The sequence below is a fragment of the Catellatospora sp. NPDC049133 genome (genome assembly GCF_040648455.1).
Classification (GTDB): Bacteria; Actinomycetota; Actinomycetes; order Mycobacteriales; family Micromonosporaceae; genus Catellatospora; species Catellatospora aurea.
Genome location: NZ_JBEZDT010000008.1, coordinates 24,415 through 36,750, shown reverse-complemented (window position 1 = coordinate 36,750; position 12,336 = coordinate 24,415). Strand labels below are relative to the sequence as shown.

The window sequence follows — 12,336 nt, the reverse complement described above, 5'->3', positions numbered from 1 at the left end:
CCATGCTTGAGGACGAGCTGCGTGAGATGTTCGCGGCTCGCGCGCAGACCCTGCCTGCCGCCGCCGACCCGGCCGGCCGCGCCATCCGACAGGCGCGCCGGACGACCCGGCGACGGCGCACGGCGACCGGCACGATGACGGTGTTCGCCTTCGCGACCGTGCTCGGCGGCGCCGTGGCGGCGCAGGGGCTCGGCGCCGCGGCGACGACGGCCGCGGACCCGAACCGGGTCACCTTCCAGAACCTCTTCGGCGGCGAGGCTCCCGTCGCCGCCCGCCAGACCCAGCTGCCGACCATGGACCTGCCGGTCGACCTGCTCGTCGGCCAACAGCTGTGGACCGCCGACGGGCAGCGGGTGGACCTCGACCACGACGGCGACGTCTCCATGATCGCCAAGGTGCCGGACGGCTGGGTGTACTCCGACTCCAGCACCGTGCGCCTGCTCCCCAACAGCGCCGGTGGGACGGTCACGCTGTCCGGCCAGGGCGAGTGGGCGGTGAGCCACGACGGCACCCGGGTCGCCACCAACGACCAGGGCACGCTGGCGGTCACCAAGGTGAGCGGCGACGACCGGGGCACCACGCTCGCGTCGACGCCGGTGCCCGAGACCGCCGCCCCGGTCACCTTCTTCGGCGACCGCGTAGTCGTCTCCAGCGAGAAGGGCTTCGACTACTGGAGCGCCGAGGCGCCTTCGAAGTACAAGGACACCTGGAACGCCGAGCTGCTCGCCGTGTTCGGCGGCGCCGCGGCCAACGTGGCCGTCGGCATCGTGCGCGGCAAGGGCGAGCTGCTGTGCCTGGTCGACGTCACCGCGGTCAAGAACGGTCTGAAGATCGGCGCACAGCTGGGCTGCGGCGACCTGGTCGGCAAAGCGCTGGTAAAGCTCCACGCGGCGCTCTCGCCTGACGGCCGGCTGCTCGCCGTGGCTTCGCCGAGCGGTCTGCAGATGATCGACCTGGACCGGGCGCGCATCGACGCCGCGGCGAACAGCGGCAAGAAACAAGCGCAAGCGCAGGCGCAGGTCCAGGCGCTGGTGCTCCGGGCGGACTGCCCGATCACCGCCGTGGACGCCGTGGTCTGGTCGGACAACACGACCGTGGTGACGCAGACCGAGGGCGGCGGCATCTTCGCCTGCAAGAGCGACGGCACCAAGCTGCAGGTGGCACTGCCCCCGGACGTCCAGCCCGGCTGGACGATGATCCCTTCGTACGGCACCGGCAAGTGACGATCGACCTGCACCTGCACTCCACCGCGAGTGACGGCACCACTCCTCCAGGCGAGCTGATGCGTCTGGCCGGCGCGGCGGGGCTGCGGGTGGCCGCGCTCACCGACCACGACACCACCGCAGGCTGGGCGGCCGCCGCCCAGGCGCTGCCGCCCGGCCTGACCCTCATCCGGGGGGCCGAGCTGAGCTGCCGCTGGCACGGCGAGGGCGAGTCCATCGCCCTGCACATGCTGGCCTACCTGTTCGACCCGGTCCATCCCGCGCTGGTCGCGGCACTGGCCCGGGTCCGCGAGTCGCGGCTGGGGCGTGCCGAGCGCATGGTCGCGCTGATGCGGGCCGACGGTATCGACGTGGACTGGGCCGACATCCTGGCCCACGCCGACGGCGGCACCATCGGTCGGCCCCACCTGGCCGCCGCGCTGATCCGGGCCGGGCTCGTGGCCGACACGCAGGAGGCGTTCGGCCCGCGCTGGCTCGGCAACGGCAGCCCGTACCGGCTGCCGAAGGAGGACCTGGACGTTTTCGAGGCGCTGCGCCTGGTCCAGGCTGCGGGCGGGGTGACCGTGGTCGCCCACCCGCGCGCCTCGGTTCGCGGGCGGGTCGTGCCGGAACAGCTGTTCGGGCAGCTCGCGGCCGCCGGGCTGGACGGCCTGGAGGCCGACCATCACGACCACAGCCCGGCCGAACGCGCCGAGGTGCACCGCATCGCGGCCGAGCTGGGCCTGTTCACCACCGGCAGTTCGGACTTCCACGGCACCCACAAGAAGGTGCGCATCGGCGAGTTCACCACGGCCCCCGAGGCGCTGGAGCGGATCGTCGCCGGTGCGACGGGCGCCACCCCCGTCACGGGAGTCGCCGGATAACCCTTGCCAGTCGTGCTATGCATCCGGTGTGGATTGGAAGTTCTTCGGCGAGGTCTTCGTCACCCTGCTCGTCATCACCGACCCGCCGGGAATGGTGCCCATCTTTCTCGCGCTGACCGGGGCATTGCCCGCCCGGGACCGGCACAAGGCCGCCACGCATGCGGTCGCGCTGGCCCTCGGCGTCATCGCCGTCTTCGCGGTGGCCGGCCAGACCATCCTGGACTACCTGCACATCCAGCTGCCCGCGCTGCAGGGCGCGGGTGGCCTGCTGCTGGTCCTGGTCGCGCTGGAACTGCTGACCGGCAAGGCCGACGACCCCGACCAGCAGTCGACCTCGAACATCGCCCTGGTGCCGCTCGGCACGCCGCTGCTGGCCGGCCCCGGTGCGATCGTGGCGACGATGCTGTTCGTGCAGCGGGCCGACAGCACCGCGCAGTACGTGGCGATCGGTCTGGGCATCGTGGCGGTCATGGTCGCGGTGTGGCTGGTGCTGCGCTACTCCGGGATCATCGTGAAGGTGCTGCGGCCCGGCGGTATCGAGGTGCTCACCCGCATCGCCGGTCTGCTGCTCGCCGCGATCGCGGTCCAGCTGATGGCCGATTCGATCGGCGCCTTCGTCGAGCTGTTCACCACCGCGCATCCCTGACCGGGGCCGGTCGGGCGGTGCGGGGCACATTCCGTTCGGAATATACGCCGGCCCATCTCGTCGACTTCGATCTCGTGGGAGTCGACGAGATAGGCCAACGTCTGTGAAGAACGGGTTCTCGGGCGAGCGGGCGGGCGGGTCGGCTCGCGCGTGTCCGACCGGGCTGGCACGATCTGCCAGGTGAGCCGAACCCCCAGCCCCCGCCGCGGCAAGGACGTCCCGGAGCAGCTCGGCTTCGACATGATGCCCGAGCGCCTGTTCGTGTGCACCCCGAGCAAGCTCTCGTCGTACGCCGACTGCCCGCGCCGTTACCGGCACACCTACCTCGACCGGCCCGCGCCGCAGAAGGGGCCCGCCTGGGCGCACAACTCGCTCGGCGCGAGCGTGCACACGGCGCTGCGCAACTGGTGGGACCTGCCCGTGGAGCGGCGGGACAGCGCTGCGCTGCCGCGGCTGCTGAGGGCGACCTGGGTGCGTGAGGGCTACCGCGACGACGAGCAGGAGCGGGCGGTCTACGAGCGGGCGCTGGGCTGGCTGGAGGCGTACACCGCCGATCTGGACCCGGAGCTGGAACTGCTGGGCGTCGAGCGCACGGTGGCCGCGAAGACGGCGGTGCTGGCACTGAGCGGCCGGGCGGACCGGATCGACGCACGCGGCGGCGAAGCCGTGATCGTCGACTACAAGACCGGCCGCACCGGTCTGGACGCCGACGACGCACGCGGCTCGCTGGCGCTGGCGTTGTACGCGTTCGCCGCCGAGCGGGTGTTCCGCCGCCCGTGCCGCAAGGTCGAGTTGCATCACCTGCCGACCGGCACGGTGGCCGCGCACGAGCACACCCCGGAGTCGATCGCCCGGCACGTGTCCCGGGCCGAGGACACCGCGCGTGACATCGTGGCGGCGGAGAAGGCGCTCGCCGACGGCACGCCCCCGGACGAGGCCTTCCCGACCCGGCCGGGCAGCCTGTGCAGTTGGTGCGACTTCCGCCGGGTGTGCCCGGCGGGCGCGCAAGCTCCGATCAAGGAGACCTGGGCCGCCGTGGAGACGACCCCGACCGGCCCCGTTCCCGCCTAGATCACTCGACTTGCCTGGCACCTGGGCGAATGGCGTTCCAAGATACGCACAGGTGCCGGGCAAGTAGGACGATCTTGACGGCGCTGGCCGGTTCGGGTCAGGCCGGGGTGTCGGGGGTGCGGTCCTCGGCGGCGAGTTGCTGGCAGGACGGGCACAGGCCCCAGTAGGTGACCTCGGCCTCGTCGAGGGCGAAGCCGTGCGTCTGGCTCGGATCGAGGCAGGGTGCCGCGCCGACGGCGCAGTCCACGTCGGCGATCGCGCCGCAGCCGCGGCAGACGATGTGGTGGTGGTTGTCGCCGGAGCGGGCCTCGTAACGGGCGGGGGAGCCGGCGGGCTCGATGCGCCGGGCCAGGCCCGCGCGGGCGAGCGCCCCGAGCACGTCGTAGACCGCCTGGGTGGAGACCGAGTCGAGGCGCTGCCGGGCCTGCCGCGTGATCTCCTCGACCTCGAGGTGGCCACCCTGCCCGAGGATGTCGAGCACGGCGAGCCGCGGCCGGGTCACCCGCAGGCCCCGCGCGCGAAGGAGAGCCTGCGGCTCGATGTCGCCGTACATGAACACCATTTCAGCAGCTAACTTGGATCTCCTCAAGAAAAGGTCCGATATACGTGCTCTGCGACACGGGCCATTCCCCCTCTGTCCCATCGACGTGGGCGGGTCTAGGCTCACCTTGACCTTGGGTACGCACCCCCGGAATCCACGTGGAGGCACAGTGTTCGAGGAACTTCTCGGCCTGCCGGCTCACCCCCTGCTCGTGCACGCCGCAGTCGTGTTCGCCCCGCTGCTGATCGCCGGCGTGGTGGTCTATTCGTTCGTGCCATCCGTGCGCCGCTACATCGGCTGGGCGGTGCTGCTGCTCGGCGTCGCCGCGCCGATCGCGCTGTGGTTCGCGCGCCAGAGCGGCGAGGCCCTGTTCACGACGCTCGTCGAGAAGGGCTACCCGCCGCAGATCCTCGCCCAGGTGGACCTGCACAAGGACTTCGGCGACGCGGCGGCCTGGGCGGGTACCCTGCTCGGCGTGCTGGCGATCGCGCTGGTGCTGTTCACGCACTCGGCCGCGAAGAAGCCGGCGACCAGTGGTTCGCGTGCCGCGGGCTGGGCGCTGGTCGCGCTGAACCTGCTGGCCGCCGGAGCCACCGCCTACTACGTCTTCAAGACCGGCGACACCGGAGCGCAGGCGGTCTGGAGCAACATCTGACGGGTCAGGTCCGCCACTGCAGGCATGCGACCAGGATCAGCACGACGCCCGCGGCGATGCCGAGCGCGTTGGTGAACCGGTCCGCGCGCTCCTCCGCGAGGTCGATCGCGTCGTGGTCCAGTTCGGGCAGCCGCCGCGGGGGCACGACGCGCGGGGCGACCTCCGGGTGCCAGCCCGGCGGGGGTGGCACGGCGGGCGGCGGGCCGGGGTACGCCGCGGCGGCCTGCACGGCGTCGGCCCCGTCCGCGGACGGCGTGGGCCGGCGCCACTGATCGTCGGCGGGCCGGTTCACGAGGGCCGACCCACTGGCAGGCGGCGGGACCAGCCGATCCCGGCTGGTCCTATGCTGCGATGGTGAGCAGTGACGCTGTCCCCGGCGGTCGCGACGACGACCGCGTGGTGGAGTTCGACGACGAGAGTCCGGTGCTGCCGGAGCAGACCCGTGACGACACGGACCGGGGCTGGGGCGAGCGGTCGTGGAGCAACGACGACCGGCTGCGCGACGAGCGCCCGCCGCACTGGGACTGACCGCCGGCCACAGCGATGGCGGGGCTGACGCACCGCCGTACTATAGCGCGGAACCGGACATTGCGGACGTAGCTCAGGAAGCGCTGCTGCTCGCGGTCGACGACGAGGTGCTCGACGACGGCGTGCTGCTGCTCGACGAGGAGCTGCCGCCATTGGCCGAACTGCCGGACGACGAGCTGCTCGATGCCGCGGGGGCCGTGCCGGAGCCGCTGCCGCGCGAGTCGGTGCGGTAGAAGCCGGATCCCTTGAAGACCACGCCGACCGAGGAGAACAGCTTGCGCAGGGTGCCCTCGCACGTCGGGCACTCGGTCAGCGGCTCGTCCGCGAACGACTGCACGGCCTCCAGCTGGTGACCGCAAGCGGTGCAGGCGTACTGGTAGGTGGGCACGTTCCCCTCCATGATCATTGCTGGCACTCGGGTATACCGAGTGCTAATAGTGCCTGACCGCCCCGCGACGTGCCAAGTGGCTGTCGCCGATCACACTGTGCGGGTCAGCCGGGAATGCGCCGCAGGCCGCTCGGCATGAGCACCCCGTCAACCCGCTGGTCGTGCGCCTCGGTGGGGATCTCGTCGAGCAGTTCGCCGTCGTACAGCAGCGCGATCACCGGCGTGTCGCCGTGTATCCGGGCCAGGGCGCGGTCGTAGCTGCCCCCGCCGCGGCCGAGCCGCGTGCCGCTCCGGTCGACCGCGACCGCCGGGACCAGCACCAGATCGGCCGTGGTGATCCCCGTCACGCCGTGGCGCGGACCGGCGGGCTCGCGCAGCCCGAAGGCAGCGGGCAGCAGCGACTCCGGCCCGGCGTAGGCGGCCCAGTCGAGATCGCGGTCGGGCCGCAGCACCGGCAGCAGCACCCGGGTCACGCCGGGCGTGGCGGCCAGCCGGTCGGGCAGTCCGGGGCCGCCGGGTTCGCCGGCCATCGGCACGTACGCGCAGACGGTCAGCGCCGCACCGGGCTCGACCAGCTCCGGCAGCCGCGCGGCCAAGGCCGTGTCCGCCTCGTCGAGCGCGGCCGGGGTCAGCGCACGGCGGGCCGCCAGCACCGCGGCGCGCAGTTCGCGCTTGGTGGGCACGGGCGTCGTCACCGGGGGGAGCCCGCCCGGATCTGACGTCGTTCAGGGTTCGCCGCGGCGGTTACTGACAAAACGGAATATTCACTCATAACGTCCTCAGGTTGTACAAGCGACGCATCCTAGTTCGACGTTCGCCGTTGACCCCGGTGACTTCACCGCCGCCGAGGGGGAAAGTGTGACACTGCGCGCCCGGCTCACCACCGCCTTCCTGGCGGTGGTCCTCAGTCCCGTCCTGCTCGGCGCTTTCTTCGTCGGCACGATGGTCAGCAAGCTGTCCCACGAGCGCGCCACCGAACGGCTGGCCGTCGCCGCCGGCTCGGTGCGCACCTCCGTCGGCTCGCTCTGCGGTCAGCTGCGCGCCGTCGCCGAGGGCGTCGCCGCCGCGCCGGCCGACCAGCGCCTGGCCACCGCCGAACGCATGGTCGCCGCGGGCCTCGCCGGCGGTGTGCACATCGACACCGGCGTCGACGGCGTCACCACCGCCCAGGCCCCGGCCCCGCCGTGGGCCGACTGCGCCGGGCCCGACCCGCAGGTGCGACCGGACGCGGTGGCCGGGTTCGAGGCGCTGTCGGCCCGGGTGCCGCTGGCCGGCCCGAACGGCGAGCCGACCGGCACCGTCTCGGCCGCCCTCACCGTCGACGGCGACCTGATCCGCCGCCTGGCCCAGGCCAGCGGCGCGCAGCTGACTCTGCTGCCCGGGGCCGGTGTCCCGGCGGGCGCGTCCGCCGCCGACCCCGACCTGGCGGCCGACCCCGACGGCACCCTCGGTGAACCGGCCGACACCGCCGACGACATGGATGACACCGAGAACGATGCGGGGGCCATCGGCGGCATGCCCGGGGCTGTCCCGGGCGGTATCGGCGCGATCGGCACGGGTCCGGGCGCCACCGGAACGAATGGCGCCCCCGCCGGCACCGCAACGAACGGCCAGGCCCTCGCGGGTGCCGGGGCCGATGGCGTAGCAGCAGGCGTGCCGGCGGGGCAGCCCGGCGACCTCACGGGCGGCGCGCTGCCCGTCGACCCGACGGCCGACGGGCCCGGCAGCGCCGATGCCGCCGCTCCAGGCGGCCCGGCGGTCGGGCCGGACGCGGCGCAGGGCACCGGCGTGGCCGGGGACGAGCCGGTCGGCGGTGACTTCGGCCGCGAGGTCGACCTCGCTCCCGCTCCGGAGGAGACCGCCCCGGGCGGGCCGGTGCACACCACGATGCTCGGTGCGGATGCGGCCACCATCAGCGGGTACGCGGGCAGGCTGGGCGACGGCGCGACCGGCTCGGCCGACAACGGCCACCTGGTGGCCCGGATCGGGCCGGTGGCCGGGGAGCCGCTGCCGCTGGCCGTGTCGCTGCCCGCCCGCCCGCCGACCGGTCTCTACCTGCTGCTCACCCTCGTCGTTCTGATCACCGCCGGGGTGGCCGTGACGGTGGCCTGGTGGCTGGCGAAGACCGCGACCGAACCCGTGGTCGAGCTGGCCGCGGCCGCCGACCGGGTGGCCGGGGGCGACCTGGATGCCCGGGTGCCGGTCCGCGGCAACGACGAGATCGGCCGGATGGCCACCGCGTTCAACCACATGACCCGGGAGCTGCACACCTACGTGGCGGCGTTGACGGCCAGCCGGGACCAGCTGCGCGGGCACCTGGGCGTGCTCGGCGACACCCTGTCCAGCACCCACGACCTGGACCGCATCCTGCGGGTCATCCTGCAGACCGCGCGGCACGCCACCGGCGCGTCGGCCGGCATGGTGCTGCTGGCCGACCCGGCCACCGGCGCGCTGGTCGGCCAGTGCACCGAGGGCCTGCCCGAGCAGTGGACGACCGGCGAGCGGGGCACCCTGCGGGTGCCGTACGGGCTGGGCCTGACCGGTTCCGTCGCCGCCACCGGGGTGCCCCGGCTGGGCCGCGTCGAGCGGGACGGGCCGCGGCTGGACCCGGGCGAGCCGGACTGCCGTACGTACATGGTGGTGCCGTTCTCCGCGCCGGGGCTGGGTGAGGCGAGTTCGTTCCCGCAGCCGGGGGCGCTGCCCGCGGCACGCGGCGTGCTGGCCCTCTACGACCGGCTCGGCCGCGACGAGTTCGACGACTCCGATCTGGTCACCCTGCGCACCTTCGCCGGGCAGGCCGCGGTCGCGGTGGACAACGTGCGGGTGCACGAGGAGGCGCAGCGGCTGTCGGTGACCGACCCGCTGACCGGGCTGTTCAACTACCGCTCGCTGCGCGAGTCGCTGCGCCGGGAGTCCGAACGGGCGGTGCGCTTCGGCCGGCGGCTGTGCGTGCTGGCCCTGGACCTGGACCGGTTCAAGGAGATCAACGACACCTACGGCCACGCCGCCGGGGACGCCGTGCTGGCCGAGTTCGCCCAGCGCATCCGGTACGAGATCCGCGAGGTCGACGTGGCCTTCCGGCACGGCGGCGAGGAGTTCGTGGTGCTGCTGCCGGAGACCGACGAGGTGGGCGGCGTCGCCGTCGCGGAGCGGTTGTGCGACGCGGTGCGCCGTGAGCCGATCATCGTGCCGGCCCGGGACGGCGGCGCAGACCTCTACGTCAATGTCACGGTCTCCATCGGACTGGCCGTGCTGCCCGACCACGGGTCGCAGGGCGCCGGGGTGCTCCAGGCGGCCGACGAGGCCCTGTACGCCGCCAAGGCGGCCGGGCGCGACACCTTCCAGGTCGCGCTGCCCGGCGGGATCCTGTGCCCATCCGGCGGCGCGTCGAGCAGCCCACAAGCCCCTCGACAGGCTCGGGGCCGTTAGTCTCGCGACATGTCGGAGCACACCCCCCACGCACAAGCGCACGGTCAGCGGGCCACCAAGGCGGTCATCCCGGCCGCCGGACTGGCGACCCGGTTCCTACCGGCCACCAAGGCGGTGCCCAAGGAGTTGCTGCCGGTCGTCGACCGGCCGGTTCTGCAGTACATCGTGGAGGAGGCGTCGCGGTCGGGCATCAACGACGTCCTGCTCATCACGGGTCGCGGCAAGACCAGCATGGTCGACCACTTCGACCGACAGCCCTACCTGGAGGCGCGGCTGGAGGCCAAGGGCGACCTGGAGCGCCTGGCCGCCGTCCGCGGGACCTCGGAGCTGGCCGAGATCTACACCTGCCGCCAGGGCGAGCCGCTGGGCCTGGGCCACGCGGTCTCCTACGCCGAGTCCCACGTGGGCGACGCCCCGTTCGCGGTGCTGCTCGGTGACGAGTTCACCGAGGAGTCGCAGCCGCTGCTGCCGCAGATGATCGAGCTGCAGTCGCGCACCGGCGGCATCGTGCTGGCCTTCATCGAGATTCCGCAGGACCAGGTCAACCGGTACGGCATCGCGTCGGTCGCCGACGCCGGTCCCGAGTACGCCGATGTGGACAACGTCGTGCGGGTCACCGGGCTCGTGGAGAAGCCCGCCGTTGACGAGGCCCCGAGCAACCTGGCGGTCGTCGGCCGGTACGTGCTGCCCGGCACGATCTTCGACGCGATCCGGCGCACCAAGCCGGGCAGCGGCGGCGAGATCCAGCTCACCGACGCGATGGCGCTGCTGCTCGCGGAGGGCACGCCCGTGCACGGCATCGTGTACCGCGGGCACCGCTACGACACCGGCATGCCGCTCGGCTACCTCCAGGCCGTCGTGCAACTGGCCAGCGAACGCGACGACCTCGGCCCCGCCTTCACGGCGTGGCTGAAGTCCTTCGTCGCGGGCCTCGACCGCAATGCGGGGAAGGCCTCCTGACATGACCGCCACGGTCAGGTCCACTCCGGACCCCGTCCATCTCGACGCGGCAGCCGCGGCCGAGCTGACGCCACTCGCCGACTACCTGGGCAGCGTGCTGCGCAGGCTGCGGGCGCTGCCGGCGTTGGATCTGGACCTGACCCAGGCGCACGGCAACGTGCTGGCCGACAACGTGGTGGCGAGCCACCCGTACCCGGCCTTCGACCAGGCCGCGATCGACGGTTACGCGGCCCGGTCCGAGGACGTCGCCGCGGCGGCCGCGGGCCGGCCCGCCCGGCTGAACGTGGTGGGCGACCTCGCCGCGTCCAGCTGGCGGCCGGCCAGGCTCACGCCAGGCACCTGCTTCTCCGTCGCCGCCGGGGCGGCCCTGCCGCAGGCCGCCGACGTGGTGGTGCCGATCCGCTGGACCGACCAGGGCATGGCCTCGGTCGAGGTCTACCACCCGGTCAAGCGCGGTCTGGGCGTACGCCGCACCGGCGAGATCGTCGCCGAGGGCATGGTGCTGGCCCGCGCCGGGACCACGGTCACTCCCGCACTGGTCGGGGCGCTGGCCGCCAGCGGGATCGGGCACGTCGTGGTGCGGCCCAGCCCGCGTGTCGTGATCGTGTCCACGGGCGACGAACTCGTCGAGGCGGGTCGGGTCTCCCAGGCCGGGCAGGTCGTCGACGTCAACTCGCACGCGCTGACCGCGGCCACCGCGGAGGCGGGCGCGCACGCGTACCGCGTGGGGATCTGCGACGACGACCCGGAGGCGCTGCGCGCGCTGCTGGAGGACCAGACGCTGCGCGCCGATCTGATCATCACCACCGGCGGGTCCGGCACCGGGCCGGGCGACATGGTGCGGCGCATCCTGTCGCGCCGCGACGGCAGCCGCGCGGGCATGGTGACCTTCACCGACGTGTCGCTGTACCCGTGCGGCACGCTCGGCTTCGGCACCGTCGGCAGCGCCGAGGAGGTGCCGATCGTGTGCCTGCCCGGCGAGCCCGGGGCCGCGCTGATCGGCTTCGAGGTGCTGGCCCGGCCCGTGATCCAGGTGCTGGCCGGGGCCGAGCCGGTGTTCCGGCCCTCGGTGCGCGGCCACCTGCTGGAGACCGTCGCCTCGCCGGGCGGGCTGCGCGAGTTCCGGCCCGCACTGGTCGCCGAGCGCCGCGGGGGCGGCTACACCGTGCAACCCCTGGCGGGCGGTGCCCGTACCCTGGCCGGTATGGCGGAGGCGAACGGACTTCTGGTGCTGGGTGAGCGGGTGACCAGCGCGGCCGCGGGGTCCACCGTTGACGTGCTGCTGCTGGACCGCAGGCGATGAGCGAGCATCGCGAGCGAATCATGATGACGGCTCCTCATGCCGCCGACGAGCGCAGCGAGGAGAAGGCATGACCTCGGTGGGGTATCCGGCGGTGCTCAGCGACGGGAACGTCGTGCTGCGGCCGTACCGGCGCGGCGACGCCGGGCAGTGGGTCGAGGTGCGCACCTACAACGAGGCCTGGCTGCGGCAGTGGGAGGCCACCCCGCCCGCGCCCTGGGCCGAGCTGAACTCGACCGCCGCGTTCCACATGATCCGGCGGGCCATGCGCAAGGGCGCCCGCCAGGGCGAGTCGATGCCGTTCGCGATCTGCGTACGCGAGCAGGGCCGTGAACGCCTCGTCGGGCACATCAACCTGGGCAGCATCGTGCGCCGGGCGTTCTCGTCGGCGTACTGCGGCTACTGGATCGACTCGCGGGTGGCCGGGCGCGGCATCATGCCCACCGCGCTCGCGCTCGTCGTCGACCACGCGTTCGGGCCGGGCCGCCTGCACCGGGTCGAGGTCAACATCCGGCCGGAGAACAAGCCCAGCCGCCGCGTGGTGGAGAAGCTCGGCTTCCGCGAGGAGGGCTACCACCCTCACTACATGTTCATCGACGGCGCTTGGCGTGATCACATCGGATACGCGCTGACCTGGGAGGACGTCGCCACCGACGGCGGCCTGATGGCCCGGTGGCGGCGTCGGCGCGGCTGAACCCGACTTCACCTTCGTACGGTGTGGCGTTACGCGAT

The 12,336-nt window shown here is 73.2% G+C and carries 14 protein-coding genes; 10 read left to right on the top strand and 4 right to left on the bottom strand.

Features of this window, described 5'->3' with window-relative positions:
• Window positions 1–2: 2 nt before the first annotated feature.
• The 4 genes from AB0B35_RS10895 to AB0B35_RS10880 all read left to right on the top strand — a co-directional run bounded on the left by AB0B35_RS10895 (window position 3) and on the right by AB0B35_RS10880 (window position 3,803).
• Window positions 3–1,223, top strand: coding sequence for a hypothetical protein (locus tag AB0B35_RS10895; RefSeq protein ID WP_361043461.1), 1,221 nt, complete (start codon window positions 3–5; stop codon window positions 1,221–1,223).
• The gene (locus AB0B35_RS10890; RefSeq protein ID WP_361043458.1) at window positions 1,220–2,086 is read left to right on the top strand and encodes a PHP domain-containing protein; all 867 of its coding nucleotides are present in this window, start codon (window positions 1,220–1,222) and stop codon (window positions 2,084–2,086) included. Before AB0B35_RS10895 ends, AB0B35_RS10890 begins: the two co-directional genes overlap by 4 nt.
• 28 nt (window positions 2,087–2,114) lie before the next feature.
• Entirely contained in the window at window positions 2,115–2,732 is a 618-nt protein-coding gene (locus tag AB0B35_RS10885; RefSeq protein WP_360536984.1) for a MarC family protein, read from the top strand.
• A 240-nt stretch (window positions 2,733–2,972) separates the two neighbouring features.
• Window positions 2,973–3,803: a PD-(D/E)XK nuclease family protein gene (locus AB0B35_RS10880; RefSeq protein WP_361043886.1), complete on the top strand. Its 831-nt coding sequence runs from the start codon at window positions 2,973–2,975 to the stop codon at window positions 3,801–3,803.
• Between the two features lie 97 nt (window positions 3,804–3,900).
• On the opposite strand, the gene AB0B35_RS10875 is transcribed toward AB0B35_RS10880, so the two are convergent.
• Window positions 3,901–4,365, bottom strand: coding sequence for a Fur family transcriptional regulator (locus tag AB0B35_RS10875; RefSeq protein WP_360536986.1), 465 nt, complete (start codon window positions 4,363–4,365; stop codon window positions 3,901–3,903).
• 148 nt (window positions 4,366–4,513) lie between these two features.
• On the opposite strand from AB0B35_RS10875, the gene AB0B35_RS10870 reads away from it, so the two are divergent.
• Window positions 4,514–4,999, top strand: coding sequence for a DUF2231 domain-containing protein (locus AB0B35_RS10870; RefSeq protein WP_361043456.1), 486 nt, complete (start codon window positions 4,514–4,516; stop codon window positions 4,997–4,999).
• A 4-nt stretch (window positions 5,000–5,003) separates the two neighbouring features.
• Here AB0B35_RS10870 and AB0B35_RS10865 read toward each other — a convergent pair whose 3' ends face one another.
• Window positions 5,004–5,291 (bottom strand): translation initiation factor 2, encoded by a 288-nt coding sequence (locus tag AB0B35_RS10865; protein WP_361043453.1) that lies wholly within the window; start codon window positions 5,289–5,291, stop codon window positions 5,004–5,006.
• Between the two features lie 62 nt (window positions 5,292–5,353).
• Here AB0B35_RS10865 and AB0B35_RS10860 point away from each other — a divergent pair, with 62 nt between their 5' ends.
• Window positions 5,354–5,527, top strand: a complete 174-nt coding sequence (locus tag AB0B35_RS10860; protein WP_203698702.1) for a hypothetical protein — start codon at window positions 5,354–5,356, stop codon at window positions 5,525–5,527.
• Window positions 5,528–5,600: 73 nt separating this feature from the next.
• On the opposite strand, the gene AB0B35_RS10855 is transcribed toward AB0B35_RS10860, so the two are convergent.
• Complete coding sequence (locus tag AB0B35_RS10855; protein WP_361043451.1) at window positions 5,601–5,915, bottom strand: FmdB family zinc ribbon protein; 315 nt, start codon at window positions 5,913–5,915, stop codon at window positions 5,601–5,603.
• Between the two features lie 104 nt (window positions 5,916–6,019).
• Window positions 6,020–6,610, bottom strand: coding sequence for a 5-formyltetrahydrofolate cyclo-ligase (locus AB0B35_RS10850; protein ID WP_361043449.1), 591 nt, complete (start codon window positions 6,608–6,610; stop codon window positions 6,020–6,022).
• A gap of 163 nt (window positions 6,611–6,773) precedes the next feature.
• Between AB0B35_RS10850 and AB0B35_RS10845 the strand changes: the two genes are divergently transcribed.
• The 4 genes from AB0B35_RS10845 (at window position 6,774) to AB0B35_RS10830 (ending at window position 12,298) form a co-directional block, all read left to right on the top strand.
• Window positions 6,774–9,344, top strand: coding sequence for a diguanylate cyclase (locus tag AB0B35_RS10845; RefSeq protein WP_361043447.1), 2,571 nt, complete (start codon window positions 6,774–6,776; stop codon window positions 9,342–9,344).
• A gap of 9 nt (window positions 9,345–9,353) precedes the next feature.
• Window positions 9,354–10,304, top strand: coding sequence for a UTP--glucose-1-phosphate uridylyltransferase (locus tag AB0B35_RS10840; protein WP_361043445.1), 951 nt, complete (start codon window positions 9,354–9,356; stop codon window positions 10,302–10,304).
• A 1-nt stretch (window position 10,305) separates the two neighbouring features.
• Window positions 10,306–11,607 (top strand): gephyrin-like molybdotransferase Glp, encoded by a 1,302-nt coding sequence (gene glp / locus AB0B35_RS10835; protein WP_361043443.1) that lies wholly within the window; start codon window positions 10,306–10,308, stop codon window positions 11,605–11,607.
• Window positions 11,608–11,674: 67 nt separating this feature from the next.
• Window positions 11,675–12,298: a GNAT family protein gene (locus AB0B35_RS10830; RefSeq protein WP_361043441.1), complete on the top strand. Its 624-nt coding sequence runs from the start codon at window positions 11,675–11,677 to the stop codon at window positions 12,296–12,298.
• The last annotated feature ends 38 nt before the right edge of the window (window positions 12,299–12,336 follow it).